Origin of the sequence: Rhizobium sp. SEMIA 4085, from assembly GCF_013004495.1 — a bacterium.
Lineage (GTDB): Bacteria > Pseudomonadota > Alphaproteobacteria > Rhizobiales > Rhizobiaceae > Rhizobium > Rhizobium gallicum.
Genome location: NZ_JABEPH010000003.1, coordinates 16024 through 36314 on the forward strand (window position 1 = coordinate 16024; position 20291 = coordinate 36314).

Genomic DNA, 20291 nt, shown 5'->3' on the forward strand with positions numbered 1-20291 from the left:
CCTATGCCGATTGAATTCAATTGATCTTTGGAGGTTGGCTGAGATCCGGTGGCGGTGCTGGTTGTGCCGGATTGGCCGGTGCGGGCGTCGCAGGGGCTGGCTGCTGACCGGGCAGACCGTTCAGTGGCGGCAGGGTGAGACCGGGGATCTGTGGTGTACTGCCACCGCCAGGCGCGGGCGGCAGCGAGAGCTGATTGCCGCCGAATCCCGGTATTTCGATCTTGATCGTGTTGAGGTCCACGGCCGGACCCTTGTTCAGCCAGTAGGTCACTGATTGCGGCCAGAAGATCACGATCGCAACGAGGATGAGCTGCATGACGACCCATGGGATCGCGCCCATGTAGATATCCCGTGTCTTCACGTCACGACTGGCGATGGAACGCAGATAAAACAGCGCGAAGCCGAAGGGCGGGTGCATGAAGCTCGTCTGCATGTTCACGCAGATAAGCACGCCAAACCAGATCAGATCGATACCGAGCGCCGAAGCGACGGGTGCCAGCATCGGAATGACGATGAAGGCGATTTCGAAGAAATCGAGGAAGAAGGCGAGGACGAAGATGAAGAGGTTGACGAAGATCAGGAAGCCGACCGGACCGCCGGGGATGCCGGACAGCATGTGCTCGATCCAACGCGAACCATCCATGCCCTGAAATACGAGGCTGAAGCAAGTCGAGCCGATCAAGATCATCACCACCATCGAGGTGATATGCATCGTCGATGTCATAGCTTCGCGGACCAGCGGCCAGGTCAAACGCCGGTGGAGCGCTGCAAGCACGATCGCGCCCACGACCCCGAGGGCGCCGGCTTCCGTTGGCGTCGCAAGCCCCATGAAGATCGTGCCGAGCACGAGGAAAATGAGGATTATGGAAGGCACCATGCCGGCCAGTACCTTCATCAGCAGTGCCCAGTTGAACTCGCCGCGCACCTCCTTCGGCAGCGGCGGCATCAAGCCTGGCCGGAAGATGGACAGGAACAGGATGAAGCCAAGGAAGATCGCGACCTGCAGGATTGAAGGGCCGATGGCGCCGAGATACATGTCCCCGACTGATCTGCCGAGCTGGTCGGCGAGAACGACGAGCACGAGGGAGGGCGGGATGACCTGGGTGATCGTGCCCGACGCGGCGATGACGCCGGTCGCCAACCGCGGATTGTAGCCGTAGCGCAGCATGATCGGCAGCGAGATCACGCCCATGGTGATGACCGATGCCGCGACCGTGCCGGTGATGGCGCCGAGAACAGCGCCGACGAGGATGACGGCGTAGGCGAGACCACCAGGAACGGCGCCGAACAGCTTGCCGGTTCCCTCGAGCAGATCCTCCGCAAGGCCACACCTTTCCAGAATGGCGCCCATGAAGGTGAAGAAGGGGATGGCGAGCAGCAGGTCGTTGGAAACGATGCCGAACACGCGAAGGGGCAGGGCCTGCAGGAAGGCCTCGCTGAAATGGCCGGTTGCTATGCCGATGACCCCGAAGAAAAGTCCGACGGACGCGAGCGAAAACGCGACCGGAAAGCCGTAGAGCATGAAGATGACCATGCCCAGAAACATCGCCGGTGGAATGATACCGAAGTCAAACAAGTCCGTTCCTCCCGGAGAGCTTTATTGCAGAGGCTTTTCGTATTTCGTTTCGAGCTGGATGTAGCCGCGCACCGCGGCGATCCTCTTGATGAGTTCCGAAATGCCCTGCAGCACCAGGAGTGCGAAACCTGCAAAAAGTATAAGCTTGACCGGCCAGCGGATGAGCCCTCCGGCATTGGCGGAGATCTCGCCCTGCTGGAAGGCGATCACGAAATAGGGCCAGCACAGGAAAGCCAGGAAGGCGCAGGCCGGGATCAGGAAAACGATCAAACCGATGATATCGATCCAGATTCTGGCCTTGTCGGAAACCGATCCGTAGATTAGGTCGACGCGCACGTGCTCATTGTTGCGAAGCGTATGAGCCGCCCCGAGCACGACGACGTAGGCGAAGAGATACCATTGTATCTCCAGCCAACCATTCGAGCTGTAATTGAAGAGATAGCGGACGATTGCATTGCCGGCGCTGATGAAGCAGCACAAAAGCACCATGTAATCCGCGATTTTCCCTATGAATTGGCTGATGCTGTCGATCAGCCGGCTGACGCTTAGAAACGCCGGCATGCCTTTCCCCTTACTCTGCCTTTGCGGCAAGTTCTCACTTTTGAAATTTGTGTAAACTACGGTTTCCGAAATTGAAAGAATAAACGGCCGTATAGGATTTTAGTCGTAGACTTTGCGTGCGGCGGTTTAGATGCTGGCTGTACAACCGGCAACTTAAGCGCGGATCATTTTTCCATGAACTTCACTTCATAGCTGTGAAATTCGCCGTTAATCTTGAAATTCCCTCTTGGGTTTTAGAAAAAACAACCAAATGGATAGGGTCAAGGCAATCAATTTTTAAAAGGTTCCCCGTATCATCCCCGCGCACAGGGAAAGTATGGATGAAACCACATAACCCGAACAGGGTTCCGATCGACGTGTATCTGTCGTTTGTGAGTTCTCTTTCTGGGAACCGCATGACGCTGCTCGCCGGCGTCATCGTGCATGTGGCAACTTTCCTGGCGGTTGCAGCCAAAACACAGTCTTCCATCTATGTGCTGCTGTCGGCTGCCGCCCTCCTGGTCTTTTGCGTCCGCATGCTCACCTTCCGGCGGTTCGATCGTGTGGAAAAAGAGAAACTGTCGCGCGCCGGCATCGAGCGATGGGAGCGTGTTCTCGTTGCCGGTGCAGCCTGCACTACAGCCATCCTCGGCATCGGCAGCGGCTATGCCATCTTCGTCGTGCATGATTCCTTCGCAGAGCTTGCCTGCATTTCCGTCACCATGGCGACCATGGTTTCCGTCGTCGGCCGCAACTACGGCTCGCGGCTGGCAGTTGACCTGCAGACTTTCTCCTGCTGCCTGCCGATGATCGTCTGCAGCCTGATGGCGCTGGATTTCTATCGCGGCATTCTCTCTATCTTCCTTATTCCCTTCTGGCTGACGACGCGCGCGATGGCGAACGGCGTGCGCGAGTTCCTTTATGAGAATGTCATTGCTCACAGGCAGATCTCTCTGATTGCCGATCGTTTCGATACCGCGCTCAACAATATGCCCCACGGTCTCGTGATGGTCGATCAGTCGAACCGTATCCAGGTGATCAACCGGAAGGCCTGCGAGCTTCTAAAGATCGGCGATCCGGACCGGTTAAAGGATCGCGACCTCGGTGCCGTCCTGCGTTACGGCGCGCGCTACAGCTTCATGGATGCCTCGCAACCGGAATTGATCCTGCGGCAGCTGACACAGGTTGCCGAGGAAGGCCTATCGCGAACCCTGATCCATTTTCCTGAAAGCCTATCGCTGGAATTTTCCGCGAAGCGTCGTGCCGACGGCGGCGCCGTTCTGATCTTCGAGGATGTGTCGAGCCGCGTGAAGGCGGAGCAGAAGATCCTGCATATGGTCCGCTTCGATGCTCTGACCGGCCTGCCGAACCGAGAATATTTCGGTCATCTCGTAAAGGAATATATCGAGCGCCACCCGAAAAGGCGTGGGCCGCTTGGTTTCATGGTCCTCGACATCGACGAGTTCAAGCACGTTAACGACATGCGCGGCCACATCACCGGCGATCACCTGCTCTGCGCGATCGCGGCGCGGATCAAGGACGAAGCAGGCAATGCCATCGTCGGTCGCCTCATGGGCGACCAGTTCGTCATATTCTTCCCGCATGCCAAGAACAACGAAGCGCTCGACGCCGAAATCCGCCGGATGCATGCCGACATTCAGGGCAATTATGAAGTGGACGAGGTCACGTTCTTGGTGTCGCTCAGCGCCGGCTACGCGACCCTCGAAAGCAATGCATTTGCAATGGAGGAGTGGAGCATCAAAGCGGACCTCGCCCTCTTTGAAAGCAAATCACGACTGCGCGGCGGCATCACCGGCTTCGAACACGAAATGGATGGCCGCTACATCGAGCAGCAGAAGCTGAAAGCGGACTTGCGCGAAGCGGTGGCTGCGGGCGCGCTCAGCGTCGCGTTTCAACCGATGTTCAAAGCCGATGGGACACGCATCGAATGCGCCGAGGCGCTGGCGCGCTGGGTCCACCCGGAAAAAGGCGCCATTCCGCCGGACGTTTTCATCCGCCTCGCCGAAGAGATGGGCATCATATCGGACATCACGCGGTTCATTCTTTTCAAGGCCTGCAGCGAATGCATGACCTGGCCCGACCACATCGCGATATCGGTCAATCTCTCGGCACGCGACCTGCGTGACAACGATATCCTCGCCGTCGTTTCGGAAGCACTTTCAACATCCGGCCTCAAGGCGTCGCGGCTGCATCTGGAAATTACAGAAAGTTGTCTCATCGACGAGCCTGCGGCGGTGCGCGCCATCCTCGCCGAATTGCGCTCCCACGGCATCACCATAGCGATCGACGACTTCGGCACGGGCTTCTCCAGCCTCAGCTATCTCGACACGTTGCCGCTCGATATCGTCAAGATCGATCGCTCCTTCGTTCGCAATATCGCGGAAGACACGCGCCGTCTGAAGCTTTTGTGCGGTACTGTAAATCTCGCCCGCGAGCTCGGGCTCAAGATCGTCATCGAGGGTGTGGAAACTGTTGAGCAACTGGCATTGCTCAACAAACATCGCAGCGCGGATCTCGTGCAGGGCTATGTCTTTTCTCCGCCGGTCCCCTCAAAGGAGATCGGCATCCTTTCGCAAGCACTCAGCCGTCGTGTCACCCAGCGCCGCCGCAGCAAGGTCGCCTGAGCCCTCGTTGCCGCCATCGCAACAAGAGCCCCGTTAACCTTAATAATTCAAATACGTCAGAAACTTTTGATATTTCTTGCTCTTTGCGCGGCCAGATATGATTAATGGCCCGTTAACGGCGGGAACATCAATGGCGTCAATCCCCTTGAATACAAGTGACTTTTCAAGAAAGCTTCTCGAAATTCTGGACCATGTCGAATATCGCCGCATCGAAAGCAGCGAGGACATGGAGGATGTCGAACGGTTGCGATGGAAGGCCTACAAGGCCCATGATGTGCTGGCGCTTGCACCAAAAGGGCTGTTGGACGAAACCGATTTCGACAGCCATGCTTATGTCTTCGGTCTTTACTATTACGGCGAACTGGTCAGCACGGTCCGACTTCACTATGTAACGCCGGACCATCGCGTCAGCCAGTCCGCCGGCGCCTTTCCTGAGGCGATGGATTCGCTTCTGGATGCAGGGCTGACCTTGATCGATCCGGCGCGCTTTGCGGCCGATCCGGAACTGACCGCCGACCTGTCGTGGATTCCCTACCTGACGCTGAGGCCAAGCATCGTTGCGGCGGCGCATTTCCGTGCTGACCGCGTTCTTCAGTTTTGCCGGCCCCCGCATGCCGCTTTCTACAAGCGGGTCTTTTATGCAGATACCATCGTGCCCGGCCGGCTTGCGAAGAATTACGGAATCGACATGACGCTGATGGCGACGAATGTGATCGAGGTTGGCCGAAAGCTTCTGACGCGCTATCCCTTCTTTATTTCCAGCGCCAGCGAACAGCGCATGATGTTTTCCCGCGGCCCCGACAGCAGGCTGCCATCGCTCACCATCATCCCGACCGCTCGCTTCGTGCCGGAGGGCCAGTTCGGCACCGATCTGCCGCTCTGAGGCCGCGCTCCTGAAATGCCGCAAAGCGTACCGGCTGCGGCATTCTCATGCATTGCGCTTTTCCCAGGCTTTGTGTAAGCCCTGAATGGGATTATGGCATTCAGGGAGACGAAATTTCATGGCCGAAGAACACAACGGATCCGTCGAAGTCGGCGCGCCGATGGACTACAAAGAACATGAACAAACCTACAGTCTGTTCATTTCGGCTGCGAAATACGGCACGATTTTCCTCATCGCCCTGCTGCTTGGCATGACGGCCGGTTTTTTCACCAGCAGCGGCTTTCTCGGCGGCCTGCTGGTTTTTCTCATCATCTTCGTTGCCGGCATCGTCTTGCTGCGCTGACCTGCAGCTGGCGAGGAACGGCATTTCCAATTTTTGAATAGGTGCTTGGCCTGAGCGGTGAGCCCGCGGTGGTTTGGCTGACCCGGAGGAGGGGCAGTTGGGCAGTATCGTTTTCATTACAAAAGAATCGATCGGTTCCGAGACACGCGTTGCGGCGTCTGCCGAAACCGTGAAGAAGATGAGGAACCTCGGCTTCGACATCATGGTCGAGGCAGGTGCTGGGGTTTTGTCGCGCATACCGGACAGCGAATTTGAGGCTGCAGGGGCGCGGATCGGCTCGGTTGGCGATGCGGCAGGCGCGGATGTGGTGCTCAAAGTGCGCCGCCCGACGGAGGCGGAGATTGCCGGCTACAAGAGCGGCGCGGTCGTCATCGCGATCATGGATCCCTACGGAAACGATGAGGCGATTGCCGCGATGGCGAAGGCAGGGCTTTCAGCCTTCGCGATGGAACTGATGCCGCGCATTACGCGCGCCCAGTCCATGGATGTTCTTTCCTCACAGGCAAATCTCGCCGGCTATCAGGCTGTCATTGAAGCGGCGTCCGTCTATGATCGCGCCCTGCCGATGATGATGACGGCCGCCGGCACCGTTCCGGCCGCCAAGGTCTTCGTGATGGGTGCAGGCGTGGCAGGCCTCCAGGCGATTGCGACGGCGCGCCGCCTCGGCGCTGCGGTCTCGGCCACCGACGTTCGCCCCGCTGCCAAGGAACAGGTCGCCTCGCTCGGCGCCAAGTTCATCGCCGTTGAAGACGAGGAGTTCAAGGCAGCGGAGACGGCGGGCGGCTACGCCAAGGAAATGTCCAAGGAATACCAGGCGAAGCAGGCAGCCCTCGTTGCCGAGCATATCGCCAAGCAGGACATCGTCATCACCACGGCACTGATCCCCGGACGCCCTGCGCCGAAGCTCGTATCGCGCCAGATGCTGGCTTCGATGAAGCCCGGCGCCGTTGCCGTCGATCTTGCGGTCGAGCGTGGCGGCAATATCGAGGGCGTGGTTGCCGACGAGGTCGTCGATGTCGAAGACGTCAAGGTGATCGGTTTCACCAACCTGCCGGGCCGGGTCGCCGCCAGCGCTTCGGCGCTCTATGCCAAGAACCTCGTCACCTTCCTCGAGACGATGCTCAACAAGGAGACGAAGAGCGTCGTCCTCAACCTCGACGACGAACTCATCAAAGCGACCATGCTGACCTATGCAGGCGATGTCGTGCATCCGGCATTCGGCGGGACGAAGAAGGGGATAGCTGATGGCCAGTGAAGCAATGGAAAAGGCGCTGCAGCAGCTTGACCAGGCGGTCAACGCAGTCGTGGCGGCGGCCGCGCAGGCACCGGATGCGGCAAGTGCGGCAACGGGTGGGGCGATCGATCCCTTCGTTTTCCAGTTCGCGATCTTCGTGCTGGCGATCTTCGTCGGTTATTACGTCGTCTGGTCGGTGACGCCGGCGCTGCATACGCCGCTGATGGCCGTCACCAACGCCATCTCTGCAGTCATCGTCGTCGGCGCGCTGCTTGCAGTCGGCATTTCGGCAAGCGGGCTTGCGACCGGTTTCGGCTTCGTCGCGCTCGTTCTCGTCTCGGTCAACATCTTCGGCGGTTTCCTCGTCACGCAGCGCATGCTGGCGATGTACCGCAAGAAGGACAAGTGAGGCCGGACGAATGACCAATATCGCAGCTTTCCTCTATCTCGTCTGCGGCGTGCTTTTCATCCTGGCACTGCGCGGCCTCTCCCATCCGGCCACCAGCCGCAAGGGCAATCTCTACGGCATGATCGGCATGGGGATGGCGATCCTCACGACGCTGGTGCTGGCAACGCCTTCTTTTGCCGGCTTCGTGCTGATCGTGCTCGCACTGGCGATCGGCGGCGGGGCGGGGGCCTATATCGCCCGCGTCATCCCGATGACCTCGATGCCGCAGCTGGTGGCGGGCTTCCACTCGTTGGTCGGCCTTGCCGCCGTGCTGGTTGCTGCGTCTGCGCTTTATACACCGGCCTCCTTCGGCATCGGCGATATCGGCTCGATCCATGGCGAGGCGCGTATCGAGATGGCGATCGGCGCGGCAATCGGGGCGCTTACCTTTACCGGCTCGATCATCGCTTTTCTCAAGCTTGACGGGCGCATGTCCGGCAAGCCGATCCTGCTTCCCTTCCGGCATATCATCAACATCGCGCTTTTGGTGCTGATCGTCTTCTTCATCATCGGGCTGGCGGCAACCGAAAGCCATTTCGATTTCTGGGCGGTCGTGGCGCTTTCGCTGGCGCTCGGCGTGCTGCTGATCGTGCCGATCGGGGGCGCCGACATGCCGGTCGTCGTCTCCATGCTGAACTCCTATTCGGGATGGGCGGCAGCCGGTATCGGTTTCACGCTCGGCAATCTCGCTCTGATCATCACCGGCGCGCTGGTCGGCTCTTCGGGTGCGATCCTGTCCTACATCATGTGCAAGGGCATGAACCGCTCGTTCATATCCGTCATTCTCGGCGGCTTCGGTGGCGAGACCTCCGCAGGGGCTGCGGACAATTCCGACAAGACCGTCAAGCTCGGCTCGGCAGAGGATGCCGCCTATCTGATGGCAAACGCTTCCAAGGTCATTATCGTGCCGGGCTACGGCATGGCGGTTGCCCAGGCGCAGCACGCGCTTCGCGAGATGGCCGACAATCTCAAGAAGGCCGGCGTCGAGGTCAAATACGCAATTCATCCGGTCGCCGGCCGCATGCCCGGCCACATGAACGTGCTGCTGGCCGAAGCGAACGTGCCTTATGACGAGGTCTTCGAACTCGAAGACGTCAACTCCGACTTCGGCCAAGCCGATGTCGCTTATGTCATCGGGGCCAACGACGTCACCAATCCAGCCGCGCGCGATGACAAGACCTCGCCGATCTACGGCATGCCGATCCTCGATGTCGACAGGGCCAAGACCTGCCTCTTTGTCAAGCGTTCGCTCGGCTCCGGCTATGCCGGCATCGACAATACGCTGTTCTACAAGGATGGCACGATGATGCTGCTCGGTGATGCAAAGAAGGTCACAGAGGAGATCAACAAAGCAATCGGCCACTGAGCCAAGGCACGGCTCCGAGCCGGGCTTTTATTGCAAGCGACGCCAGGCGAAGAAAAAGGCCCGCCGAAGCGAGCCTTTTTCCATCTCCGCCGACCTATGTCAGATAGCAGCGGGCGCCAGCGTCATTTTCTCCACGCCGATCGCGAGATTGAGGCCCTCCTGGGCCTGCACATTCAGCGGCTGCAGCATGAAAGCCTTGTTGGTGCCACCGGCGATCACCTTAGCACCGGCACCCGCGCCAAGGCTGGCATCGGCGCCGATCCCGTAGTATTCACCGGCAAGTGCAAATTCCGGAATGTTTGTGCCGGTCTTGGCAAGAACCTGCCAGATCATAACGCTTTTGCCGGTCTCGCCGATATCCAGGCCAAATTTCTCGATCCTGCCGGCGTAGACGGCTTTCGGGCCGCCTCCGGCAGGCGTGTAGGTGCAGATCAGATTCTTCTGCGAAGTGATAATCAGCCCCTGACCGCCTTCCGATCCGCAGACCAGACGGCCGAGGCTGATATAGTTCGCAGCGCCTGCCGGGCTTGCAAAGACTGCTGCCGCCGCCGTTGCTGCGATCATGATGTGCTTGAACATGGCCGTTCTCCTTTCGGATGACCTATCGGAAACGAATTGGTTCTTTTGATTGTTCCGGCCGTTATTCGCGCTCGAGCGCGCTTCGCGGTGCTGTCAGGGTCCAGATCAGGCCCTGCGGCAGGTAGTCTACCTGCACCGATCCGCGGAAGGCTGCTGCGGCATGCGTCTTGATGACAGTGGTTCCAAAGCCGGAGCGGGACGGTGTAGCGACCTCGGGACCGTTCCGTTCCTCCCAGATAAAACGGATTATTGCCTCGGACTGATCCTCGACCTGGATATTCGACCAGGAGAAGGAGACGCGGCCCTGCGGCACCGAAAGCGCACCGTATTTCACCGAATTGGTAGCCAGTTCATGCAGCGTCAGGCCGAGGTTCTGGACCGCCTCCGGCTTGACCACAAAATCCTCTCCGGAAATCTCAAGCTGTTCTGCCGCCTGCGGGAAGGCCTCCAGATGAATGTCGATGACCCGGCGGAGCGAGGCACCGGACCATTGCTCGCTTGTCAAAAGCTCGATCGAACGGACGAGCCCGTCGAGGCGATTGGAAACGGCCGACTGGAAGCCTTCGACGCTGTCGGCCTGTTTGGCGAGTTGGCGCATCATCGCCTGGGCGAGCGTGAGCAGGTTCTTCGTTCGATGCACGAGCTCATGCATTATGAAATGCAGACGGTCTTCCGTCTGGCTGCGATCGAACGAGGCATTGGACAGGGCAACGGCGACCTGGTTTGCCTCGATGACGCTGGTATCGATCGGCGCTACGATTTGGCCCTCGCCCATGCTGCTTGCCATGTCGGCTATATCGCGGATCGTAGTGCGCACCTGCCGCGCCACGGCATAGGCCGCGAGCACGGCGACCAGAAGCAATGCGATGCCGCCGACGATCAGGAAACGCCATGTCGTGAGGATCGATGCCTGCGCCGTGGCAACCGGTCCCCAGACCACCGTTTTCCAGGACCAGCCGGGAATTTGGGCATAACCGAGGAGTTCATTCGGCAGAATATCCTGGTCCTCGAAGACGCCGCGCGAAGCGATAAGCGACGGCAGGATACGCTTGTCGAACGGCGTTCCGGGGGCAATGCTTGCCATGCCGCTCGAAGCCACCACGTGGCCGCCCTGATCGATCACCGCAGCCGACCAACCCGACGCAAGCCCTTCGGTCGTGACAAGTCTGGCGAGGTCCTTGGCGTTCTGGGTGACGATCAGGGCCGCGACTCGACCTGCATCCAGCGGCATCGTGACATTGTAGACCCACTCGCCGCTTGTCGCTCCCTTGAAGACGTCGGATGCTTCGATACGGCCGGACTCGATGGCCGATTTCATCGCTGGGATATTGGCTGTCTTGCTGAGCGGCGTGCCGAAATCAAGGCGCGTGTTCAGTAGCTGCTGACCGCTTCGATCGACGGCTATCACGTAGAGTGTATCGCCGCGCAGGGCCGTTTCGGTCCGCTCATGAAACGAGGCGAAGTCGTTGTTCTCGAGTTCGGGCGAGGTTGAGAGCAGACGAAGTGTCGTCGCCATGTCCTGCAACTGTCGGTCAATAGAGCGAGACAGGGTCAGCGCGTCTTGCGCCGTCTCGCGCCGCAGCGTCGTCCGCTGATTGTCCTCGAGCTGTAGAAGCAGGAGTGTGACGAAGGCAAAGATCGGCACGGCGATCGAGACCGCCATGGCAACCAGATAGGTGCCGATCGATGCCTTGGGAAACAGCCGCGTGCGCAGACTCATGGGCATAATCTTTGCAGGCTTTCGAGGGCGAATGGCCCGGCCGGATTTTCGCAAACAGTTACGAAAGCAAAAAACTGCATCGCCGTCAGTGCCCTCAACGCGTTCGGATTCCCGATAGCCTGCTATCGAAGCAGCGATATGTTAGGGGCAGGGGAAAGTGGTTGCAACACACTAAAACATGCTGACGGCAGAATTGTAATGGTCATACAATTGTGCCGTCAGGCGAACCGGGAGAGCCGAAATGATCGAAGGCTTGCCTCAGTTGCGCCTGACAGAATCTCGTTTGCCGCCAGCGTGCCGACCAACGGAGCAAGCGTCACGCCGGAATGCATAACGGCGATATAAAGGCCGCCGATGCCGCAATTGCCGATGATCGGGAAGCCGTCTCGCGGCGTCGGGCGATATCCGAGAGTGACGAAATCCATTGTCAGCGCGTCGCTTTCCAAAAGGCTGGCTTTGACCTTCGCAAAGAGAGCGGCCGCGGTCGCCTGGCGGTCTTCGCCCGGATCGCCGCCGCCGAAGTCGCTGCCCGCGATGATGCGTCCTTCGGTCGTCTGGCGCATATGCAGTTCCGTCGCAATCACCAGGCCGTTCAGCCGTTTCTCGAACGGGCGGGAGTGGACGATCAGGCCGGGGGGCGCGTCAATCGGCAGCGTAATCCCGGCTGACGCGGCTATGGGAATGGATCCTGCGCCGCAAGCGAGGACGACATGATCCGCATCGATCAGGCCTTGCGACGTCACCACGCCGGCAATGTGATCTCCGCTGCGGATGAGGCTGCGAACAGCAGCGCCGATGAATTTCGCGCCTCGCGCTTCGGCATCCGCCAGCATCATGCGCGCGGCTGCGACCGGCTCGACTGCGCCTTCCTCAGCGACAGCGAGGGCGAAATCGGGCGCATTACTAAGATAGGGTTCGCGGCGAGCGATCTCACTGCGCTCGATGCGGTTGATTCCGTAGCCCCAGCCGCCGTGCTCCTTCGCGTAAGCTTCGAGTTGATCGCGGGGCAGGTCCCAGCAGATGCCGCCGCACCAGGAAAGCGGCAGGCCCGGAAGCTCCGCAGCGAGCCGCTTCCACTCCGCCATCGAGCGGCGCCGAAAGTGAAAGTAGAATTCGGGGTTTCCCCAGCTGGCATTGATCCAGGCGAAGGAATTGGGTGTTGCGACGCCGCCGGTTTCTTCGGCGATGACCGTCACGGCGGCACCGGCCTTCGCCAAATGCCAGGCGATCGAGGCGCCTATGATACCGGCGCCGACGACGATCACATGCCGTTTCGCCGCCATCGCTATTTTCTCCGTGATCTGCAGACATTAGCCGCTGGTTGCAGCGCCAACTCGGGCCAGGCCGTCGCGGGCCGGCTGGTATTTCGGGTCGAGGCCGATCGCGTGGCGATAGGAACGGGCCGCCTTCTCCTTGTCACCGCGGCGCTCATAGACGAGCGCCTGGTTGGCCCAGGATTCGGCGATGTTGCCGTTGAGCTCGATCGCATGGTTGAAGTCGGCGAAGGCATTGTCGTCGTCGTTCAGCGCGATATAGGAAATGCCACGACCGTTATAGGGCTCGGCCGAATTCGGTGACAGCGAGATCGCCTTAGAGAAATCGTCGATCGCTTTGTCCTGCTGATTGCGCTTCTGGAAAATCAGGCCACGATTGTGATAAGCGCGGCCATCCGTCGTGCCGAGCTGGATCGCGCGGGCGAAATCGTTGAATGCCGCATCGTCCTGGCTGGCCTGGCGATAGACGTTGCCGCGACCGATATAGGCGACGTCGTAGCTCGGGTTGATCTGCAGCGCGGCGTTGTAGTCGGCGATCGCCTGTTGCTGCTGGCCCATATTGCGATAGACGAGCGCGCGGTTGGCATAGGCCTGGAAGAAGCGCGGATTGATCTGCAGGGCGGTATTGAAATCGTTCAGCGCGGCCTTGAACTGACCGGCACGGCCGTAGGCCGAGCCTCGGACGTTATATGCTTCCGGATCACGCGGATTGGAATTGATCACCGAGGTCAACGAGGCAATGTTCTCTTCGGAACCCTGAGCCTTGTCGAGGCGGATCACAGCATCGGAGGTGTTGTCGGTCTGGCAACCGGCAAGGCCGATTGCGGCAAGGACTGCAAGCACCGGCAAGAGCGTCGCTTTCGGCGCGCGCAAGGACCGGAGCGAGGTGAACAAGAAATCAGCCATTCGTGCGCTTCCCCCATGCGTCATATCCGGGGGCAATCGGATATGCGATCTTCAGCAAAAACAAAAAGGCGGCGGCGACACGTAATCGCCCCCGCCAACATGCATCTGAAAACGTCGAAATAACGACGGCACCGTTTAGCGTGCGACCAGACCTTCGCGCTGTGCCCGCTTGCGAGCCAGCTTGCGAACGCGGCGAACAGCTTCGGCCTTCTCGCGGGCGCGCTTCTGCGACGGCTTCTCGTAGTAGTCGCGCATCTTCATTTCGCGGAAAATGCCTTCGCGCTGCATCTTCTTCTTGAGAGCGCGGAGAGCCTGATCGACATTGTTATCGCGGACGAGTACCTGCACGAGAATCACGTTCCTTTGGTTTTGGTTGACACCAGCGGCGGCACAGCGCCAGGGCAAAATTATACGCTTCGCGCGGCCGGAGCCTTGCGATTGGTGATGCGGGATAACAGATCGATGTCACGAAGTCCAGACTGATATGGCGATGTGCAGAAAAAATGGCGGATAAGCCTTCCACCTGCCTGGCGGATGCGGTGCTCAGAAATGCATTTGCTATTGCGGTATGCAGAAATACCCCTATATATGAGCCTATCGAATATTGCTTGTGGCCTTTGTCACGCGCTGAGCGCTCTGTCAGATTTCCTCTCAACTCTCGATAAGAGCCGGCGAATATTTCCCGGCAGTGCAGCGATTGAAAGGAGATCGTTCATGAATTCAGGCACAGTTAAGTGGTTCAATAGCGCCAAGGGCTTTGGCTTTATTCAGCCGGACGATGGTTCGACCGACGTATTTGTCCACATTTCCGCCGTGGAGCGTGCCGGCTTGAGCGCGTTGTCCGACGGGCAGAAGGTACGCTACGATCTCGTCCGGGACAAAAAGTCCGGCAAGAACGCAGCGGATAATCTTCAGGCCGCGTGATTTGTCATTTGCCACGGCTGACCACGGATGTACTGGCAGCAGGCTGAATGACGGGGAGAGGTCGGGTAAAACGCCCGGCCTTTTTGACATTTTGAAAAGAGCACCGTGATGCCAAAGCCGAACTATAAGGCAAAGCCGACCTATAAAATAGGTGACTTTGTCGTGCTGAAGTCCGGTCTCACCCGAACAGCCACTGCCGACAGGCGATGCGAGGTCGTTGGCATCCTGCCGAACGACCATGGACATGTACAGTACCGTGTTCGCTTCGAGGCCGAGAACTTCGAGCGCAGGATAACAGCGCTTGATATCGATGCGACCGAATCCCCGCCGCGGATTTCAGGCGCTCAGGTAGCCCAAACTTCCAATGCCGAGCCTTGGCTGAAGACGTCCAGCATCAAGGTTCGAAAGTAACGCCTCCCCTCGTTAACGATACGGCATACCATTGCCGCGAAAGGATAAGATTTTGCAAGTTCTCGTCAGGGACAACAATGTCGACCAGGCTCTTCGCGTTCTCAAGAAGAAGATGCAGCGCGAAGGTCTGTTTCGTGAAATGAAGGCGCGCAGCGCCTATGAAAAGCCATCCGAGAAGCGCGCCCGCGAAAAGGGCGAAGCTATCCGCCGTCAGCGGAAACTCGCGCGCAAGAAGATGCAGCGCGAAGGTTTGCTGCCGATGCCCAAAAAGGCCGCAAACACACGTTGAGTGTCGCTTGCGAGCGTGGTTTTCAAAATCGCGAACCATCCAAGGAAAAGTGAATGACTGCCACAAAGGACGCATTCTTCAACGCCACGAAGATGTCGGCCCGCGACAAGGCGGAAGCCACGGATCACACGGCGCGGGCGATTATTGCAGACGAAGCAAAACTGCGTGAAAAAAAGACGGAGAAGCTGAAAGCCCTCCGTCTGCAGCGGCAGGCCGAAGCTGAGCCCGAACTTCCGGCTCCGAAAAGGAAGCGCAAGGTTTCAGTCAAGTCGGCCGGCCAATAGGTCCATTGCAAAACGTGGTCCTTCCTCGGACCGCGGCTGCCTGTCTGATTCCCACGTGCTCCAACACAATCTCTCTTTATGCTGCATGCCAGCTCTGCGACAGGATGGCGTTCGTCGCTAAAGCGGCGTAGCCTTTCTTCGCTGCTCAGCGGCTTGCAGCGTAGGGGGCGCCATCGGTTCATGACACGCGCGCAGCAAATCGGTGTCATCATCGGCTTGGCGATTGTTGCCGTGCTCACGCTGCTGCGGGCCAGCGATCCACAGCTGCTGCGATTAATCCGCGATGTGACCTTCGACGAATACCAGCGAGTATCGCCGCGGTCCTTCGAAGAGCTGCCGGTTCGGGTAATCGATATTGACGAGGCATCGCTGCGCGAATTCGGGCAGTGGCCGTGGCCGAGAGACAGGCTGGCTCTGCTCGTCGACAGGCTGTCCGAGATGGGTGCGGCCGCGATCGCTTTCGACATTCTCTTTGCCGAGCCGGACCGGCTTTCGCCACGGACTGTCGTCGGCAATGTGCCTGGCATCGATCCGTCGCTGCTGTCGCAATTGCCGGACAATGACGAGATTTTCGCCGATAGTATTGCCGATAAGCCTGTCGTGCTCGGCTTCGGCTTGACCAACGAGGGAACCTATCGCCCCTCCGTCAAGGCAGGCTTCGCCTTCACCGGCGAGAGTCCCGTCGGCGCGCCCCCGCATATCAATGCCGCAACGCCGTTACGTCCGCGCCTTGAAGCGAACGCCGCCGGCATCGGTCATATCAGTCTCAATCCGGGTAGCTCTTCGTCGGTCGTGCGGGCAGTTCCGTTGTTTCTGACGGATGGGGAGCAGCTTTATCCGAACCTGGCCCTGGAGGCGCTGCGTGTTGCGCAGGGTGTCTCGACCTATGTGTTGGCGGGCGCGCCGGATGCAGCCGGCGTCATGGTCTCAGTCAAGACAGGCGATTTTGTCGTCCCCGTGACGGCGGCGGGCGAGCTGTGGCTTTATGTCAGCCCCGACCGCGCGGAGAGATATGTCTCCGCGCGGCATGTGCTCGCAGAAGAAGGTGCCTCGGCAAAAGTCAGCGCGGCGATAAACGGAAGTATCGTCTTTATCGGCACATCGGCGGCGGGGCTGCAGGATATCCGCGTCACGGCGCTTGGAGAGAATGTGCCGGGGGTTTCGCTGCACGCGCAGACCCTCGAGCAGATTTTGAACGGCCGCTATCTGTCGCGGCCGGATTGGGCGGATGGCCTGGAGATATTCGCCATTGCAGTGCTTGGCAGCCTTTTGGTGATACTGACGACCTTCGTCAGCCCGGCGGTGGCCCTGGCCTGTGGTTTGGCCATTACTGCGCTTGCTGTTGTCGCCTCGTGGCTCTGCTTTTCCTACGCCGGGCTTCTTTTCGATCCGCTGGCCCCGATCATCAGCGGATCAGTGACACATTTCGCCGCGACGTCGTTCCGCATCCTGGTGATCGACCGGGAAAGGCGCGAGGTTCGCCGCGCCTTCGGGCAATATCTGTCACCGTCGCTTCTCTATCGTATCGAGCATACGCGCGACGCACTGCGCCTTGGCGGCGACGATCGGCAACTGACGGTCATGTTCGTCGACGTGCGTCATTTCACCGAAATCAGTGAGCGGCTTCCGCCGACGGCCGTCGTCGGGTTCCTGAACACGCTGCTCGACGCGCTGAGCCGCCATGTCGTCGCCAATGAGGGTACGCTCGACAAGTTCATCGGCGACTCGATCATGGCCTTCTGGAATGCGCCAGTCGATGTTGCCGATCACGAGACGAAGGCGGTGCGCGCTGCTCTGGCCATGCGGGAAACGCTTGGCGAGCTCAATGCTGCCGATGCCTTCGGCTTTGGCAAGGATCAGCCGGTGGGCATCGGCATCGGCATCCATACCGGCGTTGCCTGTGTGGGAAATATGGGAGCCGAATCGCGCTTCAATTACTCCGCCGTCGGCGATGCCGTGAACGTTGCTGCGCGGATCGAATCCTCCTGCAAGGACATCGGCTTTGATATTCTGATTTCGGAGGACACAGCGCGGCTGCAGTTAGGTGCTGCGCTGCTTGAGGCGGGCACCATCGGCCTGAAGGGAAAGAGCAGCCGGACGCGCCTATTCGCCGTCGTCGGGGATGAGCGCGTGATGCAATCGGTCGAATTTGCAGAGCTGCGGCAGCTCCACCATCAGCTTGTCGAGGCATTTCGCTCGCGCTCGCCCGACACGCGCAGGATCGTCAGTGCCATCAGGTTGAAGACCAAAATGATCGCCGGCCTGGCAGAATTTTATCGCCGGATTTCCCGCAGGGCCGATCATTTCCGTGATGAACCGATTTCTGAGGAAGCGCGCCCAGCAGAATGACGGATCAGCGATGGTGGTTCCGTTCGCCGCGATCCCGATCGCGGTCCTTGCCATGGTGATGGTCGCCCTCGTCGCGGTCTCTGTCGTGATCGCCCCGGTGGTGATCATGTGATTTATGCGGCCTGTCGTGGTCATGCGGCTTGTCCGGCTTATGCGGCCTGTCGGGCTTGTCGGGCTTGTCCGGCTTGTGCGGCCTGTCGGGTTTGTGTGGTCTATCGGGCTTATCCGGCTTGTCAGGTTTATTCGGTTTCTCCGGCTTATTCGGTTTCTCCGGCTTCGGCTCCGGAGGCGAGACGGCCGGCGCCTGGCGCTGAAGGTTATCGGGCCGCTGCAGTGCCGCCGTCAATCCGCAGCCGCCGCCCATCATGCCGGAAAGCGACTGACTGCCGGAAAGGAATGGGAGGGCGCGTGGCGTTCCCAGTCTTCGAAGGACGCCCTGGTTTACGCGCGCGACATCCGTCATGTCGCCGTTGGGTGTCGCAACGACACAGTCGCAACGGCGTGGCAGTTGCATGCAGCCGCCCGGGCCGCAAAACTGGGCGGCGCCATTCAGCATGACGACGGCCGTCGTTCCATCCGGGCCGACATAGAAATCGAAGGCGGTGCCACGCACGCCAATCGTGCCCGCAGGTGTCAGGATCTGGTAGGCGGATGATTTCGAACTGCCGCTGATCCAGCGGAAAGTTCCCTTCGCTGCGCGGATGCTCAACTTTTTGACCGATTGAGAGTCATCGAAGATGTATTTGTCGATGACGACTGACGAACCCCAGCCGACCGCAAGCTTGGTGCCGTCACGGAAAACAAACTGGCCGAGGCCGGATCTCGATGTACGAATGCGCTCGTCGCGATGGACTGCGGCATTTACGGTCAGCGGTCCCGTTTGACCGGTCACTTCCGTCTTGATGAGGACGGCCTGGCCAACCTGCTCGGCTGCGGAGGCCGGCATGGAGCTGGAAAGCACCGCGCTGAGCACCGTGGCTGTGGCAAGACGCACATACGACATGGGAGCACCCCTAAGGATAGGAACATTTACATGTAATTTCGCATCTCGTCTTCCTGCCCTCTTGGGTTAGTCGGACTAATCCGGTGCGGGCGGGCGGATGCGGCAACCTCAGTGTCACCAACACTTGTTCCACCCATGTCAAACAAAAGCCCGTTCGCGTCGCAAAAGAAACGTTGTGCCGCATTTCGATTTGCGATTTGTATGGCCACGAAGAAAATGCCTTTCCCTGAAGGAGATGAAGGCGGATGCGGAAATACTCGGTTTTTGCCGTGGCACGGGAAGCCCTCAGAGGCCACAAGGGCTGGGAGAGGCAGTGGACTTCGCCGGAGCCGCGTGCGCAATACGACGTCATTATCATCGGCGGTGGCGGGCATGGTCTGGGAGCAGCCTACTACCTTGCCAAGGAGCACGGCATCACCAACGTCGCGGTGTTGGAAAAGGGCTGGCTCGGCGGAGGCAACACCGGCCGTAACACCACCATCATCCGCTCGAACTATCTCTATGAAGAGAGCATGCACATCTACGAGCATTCGATGAAGCTCTGGGAGAATCTGTCACAAGATCTGAATTACAATGTGATGTATTCGCCGCGCGGCGTGATGATGCTTTCGCACAACGTCCACGATCAGCAGTCCTTCAAGCGGCATATCCATGCCAACCGGCTCTATGGCATCGATAATGAATGGCTGACGCCGGAGCAGGCGAAGGCTTATTGCCCCCCGCTCGATATTTCGGCAGCTGCCCGTTATCCGATTAACGGCGCCGCCTTGCAGCGCCGCGGCGGTACGGCGCGTCATGATGCGGTCGCCTGGGGTTATGCCCGTGCGGCGTCGGATCGCGGCGTTCACATCATCCAGAATTGCGAAGTCACCGGCATCCGCCGCGGACCGGACGGGCGGGTTGTTGGCGTCGAAACCAATCGCGGCTTCATCGGCGCGAAGAAGATCGGCGTCTCCGCGGCCGGCCACTCGACGACCGTGATGAAGATGGCGGACGTGCGCGTGCCGCTGCAATCGAGCCCGCTGCAGGCACTGGTTTCCGAACCACTGAAGCCGATCTTTCCCTGTGTCGTCATGTCGAACACGGTGCATGCCTATATCTCGCAGTCCGACAAGGGCGAGCTGGTCATTGGCGCTGGCACGGACCAGTATAATTCCTATTCGCAGACAGGCGGCCTGCAGATCATCACGCATACGCTTGATGCGATTTGCGAGCTCTTCCCGATGTTTCGCCGCGTCAAGATGATGCGCTCCTGGGGCGGCATCGTCGATAATACGCCGGATCGTTCGGCGATCCAGTCGAAGACGCCGGTTCCGGGGCTTTATGTCAACTGCGGCTGGGGAACGGGCGGCTTCAAGGCGACGCCGGGTTCGGCCAATCTCTTTGCGCACCTGATCGCCCGCGACGAGCCGCACAAGTTCAATGCCGGATTGACGCTGGAGCGCTTCCGCACCGGGCGCCTCATCGACGAAGCGGCAGCCGCCGCCGTCGCGCACTGACCACGCACTTCCGACAAG

20 protein-coding genes are annotated in these 20291 nt (G+C 59.6%); 12 read left to right on the plus strand and 8 right to left on the minus strand.

What is annotated here, in order from left to right:
* Positions 1 to 16: 16 nt before the first annotated feature.
* Together C9413_RS00805 and C9413_RS00810 are read right to left on the minus strand one after the other, a co-directional pair.
* Positions 17 to 1576, minus strand: a complete 1560-nt coding sequence (locus C9413_RS00805; RefSeq protein ID WP_039846130.1) for a TRAP transporter large permease subunit — start codon at positions 1574 to 1576, stop codon at positions 17 to 19.
* Positions 1577 to 1597: 21 nt separating this feature from the next.
* A complete protein-coding gene (locus C9413_RS00810; RefSeq protein ID WP_039846129.1) occupies positions 1598 to 2137 on the minus strand; it encodes a TRAP transporter small permease subunit in 540 nt (179 codons plus the stop codon).
* 320 nt (positions 2138 to 2457) lie between these two features.
* Here C9413_RS00810 and C9413_RS00815 point away from each other — a divergent pair, with 320 nt between their 5' ends.
* The 6 genes from C9413_RS00815 to C9413_RS00840 all read left to right on the plus strand — a co-directional run bounded on the left by C9413_RS00815 (position 2458) and on the right by C9413_RS00840 (position 9035).
* Positions 2458 to 4761 (plus strand): EAL domain-containing protein, encoded by a 2304-nt coding sequence (locus tag C9413_RS00815; RefSeq protein ID WP_039846128.1) that lies wholly within the window; start codon positions 2458 to 2460, stop codon positions 4759 to 4761.
* A gap of 130 nt (positions 4762 to 4891) precedes the next feature.
* Entirely contained in the window at positions 4892 to 5644 is a 753-nt protein-coding gene (locus C9413_RS00820; RefSeq protein ID WP_039846127.1) for a hypothetical protein, read from the plus strand.
* Between the two features lie 118 nt (positions 5645 to 5762).
* On the plus strand, positions 5763 to 5987 hold the full coding sequence (locus C9413_RS00825; RefSeq protein ID WP_039846126.1) for an aa3-type cytochrome c oxidase subunit IV: 225 nt from the start codon (positions 5763 to 5765) through the stop codon (positions 5985 to 5987).
* Positions 5988 to 6084: 97 nt separating this feature from the next.
* Entirely contained in the window at positions 6085 to 7242 is a 1158-nt protein-coding gene (locus C9413_RS00830; protein ID WP_039846125.1) for a Re/Si-specific NAD(P)(+) transhydrogenase subunit alpha, read from the plus strand.
* On the plus strand, positions 7232 to 7630 hold the full coding sequence (locus C9413_RS00835) for a proton-translocating transhydrogenase family protein (RefSeq protein ID WP_170250113.1): 399 nt from the start codon (positions 7232 to 7234) through the stop codon (positions 7628 to 7630). The genes C9413_RS00830 and C9413_RS00835 overlap by 11 nt, the downstream gene beginning before the upstream one ends.
* A gap of 10 nt (positions 7631 to 7640) precedes the next feature.
* Positions 7641 to 9035, plus strand: a complete 1395-nt coding sequence (locus C9413_RS00840) for an NAD(P)(+) transhydrogenase (Re/Si-specific) subunit beta (protein WP_039846123.1) — start codon at positions 7641 to 7643, stop codon at positions 9033 to 9035.
* Positions 9036 to 9134: 99 nt separating this feature from the next.
* On the opposite strand, the gene C9413_RS00845 is transcribed toward C9413_RS00840, so the two are convergent.
* The 5 genes from C9413_RS00845 to rpsU (C9413_RS00865) all read right to left on the minus strand — a co-directional run bounded on the left by C9413_RS00845 (position 9135) and on the right by rpsU (C9413_RS00865) (position 13862).
* On the minus strand, positions 9135 to 9614 hold the full coding sequence (locus C9413_RS00845) for a DUF992 domain-containing protein (protein ID WP_039846122.1): 480 nt from the start codon (positions 9612 to 9614) through the stop codon (positions 9135 to 9137).
* Between the two features lie 61 nt (positions 9615 to 9675).
* A complete protein-coding gene (locus tag C9413_RS00850) occupies positions 9676 to 11334 on the minus strand; it encodes a sensor histidine kinase (RefSeq protein WP_039846121.1) in 1659 nt (552 codons plus the stop codon).
* 218 nt (positions 11335 to 11552) lie between these two features.
* The gene (locus C9413_RS00855; RefSeq protein WP_039846120.1) at positions 11553 to 12617 is read right to left on the minus strand and encodes an FAD-binding oxidoreductase; all 1065 of its coding nucleotides are present in this window, start codon (positions 12615 to 12617) and stop codon (positions 11553 to 11555) included.
* 27 nt (positions 12618 to 12644) lie between these two features.
* Positions 12645 to 13514: a tetratricopeptide repeat protein gene (locus C9413_RS00860; RefSeq protein WP_039846119.1), complete on the minus strand. Its 870-nt coding sequence runs from the start codon at positions 13512 to 13514 to the stop codon at positions 12645 to 12647.
* 135 nt (positions 13515 to 13649) lie between these two features.
* Positions 13650 to 13862: a 30S ribosomal protein S21 gene (gene rpsU, locus C9413_RS00865; protein ID WP_003585885.1), complete on the minus strand. Its 213-nt coding sequence runs from the start codon at positions 13860 to 13862 to the stop codon at positions 13650 to 13652.
* A gap of 366 nt (positions 13863 to 14228) precedes the next feature.
* Here rpsU (C9413_RS00865) and C9413_RS00870 point away from each other — a divergent pair, with 366 nt between their 5' ends.
* The 5 genes from C9413_RS00870 to C9413_RS00890 all read left to right on the plus strand — a co-directional run bounded on the left by C9413_RS00870 (position 14229) and on the right by C9413_RS00890 (position 17771).
* A complete protein-coding gene (locus tag C9413_RS00870) occupies positions 14229 to 14438 on the plus strand; it encodes a cold-shock protein (protein ID WP_039846118.1) in 210 nt (69 codons plus the stop codon).
* Between the two features lie 108 nt (positions 14439 to 14546).
* Positions 14547 to 14849, plus strand: a complete 303-nt coding sequence (locus C9413_RS00875) for a hypothetical protein (RefSeq protein WP_039846117.1) — start codon at positions 14547 to 14549, stop codon at positions 14847 to 14849.
* A gap of 52 nt (positions 14850 to 14901) precedes the next feature.
* Positions 14902 to 15138 carry a 30S ribosomal protein S21 gene (gene rpsU / locus C9413_RS00880; protein ID WP_022715889.1) on the plus strand — a complete coding sequence of 79 codons (237 nt, stop codon included), beginning with the start codon at positions 14902 to 14904 and terminating at the stop codon, positions 15136 to 15138.
* 53 nt (positions 15139 to 15191) lie between these two features.
* The gene (locus C9413_RS00885; protein ID WP_039846116.1) at positions 15192 to 15422 is read left to right on the plus strand and encodes a hypothetical protein; all 231 of its coding nucleotides are present in this window, start codon (positions 15192 to 15194) and stop codon (positions 15420 to 15422) included.
* A gap of 180 nt (positions 15423 to 15602) precedes the next feature.
* Positions 15603 to 17771, plus strand: coding sequence for an adenylate/guanylate cyclase domain-containing protein (locus C9413_RS00890; protein WP_039846115.1), 2169 nt, complete (start codon positions 15603 to 15605; stop codon positions 17769 to 17771).
* A 4-nt stretch (positions 17772 to 17775) separates the two neighbouring features.
* Here C9413_RS00890 and C9413_RS00895 read toward each other — a convergent pair whose 3' ends face one another.
* Positions 17776 to 18774 (minus strand): FecR domain-containing protein, encoded by a 999-nt coding sequence (locus C9413_RS00895; RefSeq protein ID WP_170250114.1) that lies wholly within the window; start codon positions 18772 to 18774, stop codon positions 17776 to 17778.
* Between the two features lie 245 nt (positions 18775 to 19019).
* On the opposite strand from C9413_RS00895, the gene C9413_RS00900 reads away from it, so the two are divergent.
* Positions 19020 to 20273, plus strand: a complete 1254-nt coding sequence (locus C9413_RS00900; RefSeq protein WP_039846114.1) for a sarcosine oxidase subunit beta family protein — start codon at positions 19020 to 19022, stop codon at positions 20271 to 20273.
* The last annotated feature ends 18 nt before the right edge of the window (positions 20274 to 20291 follow it).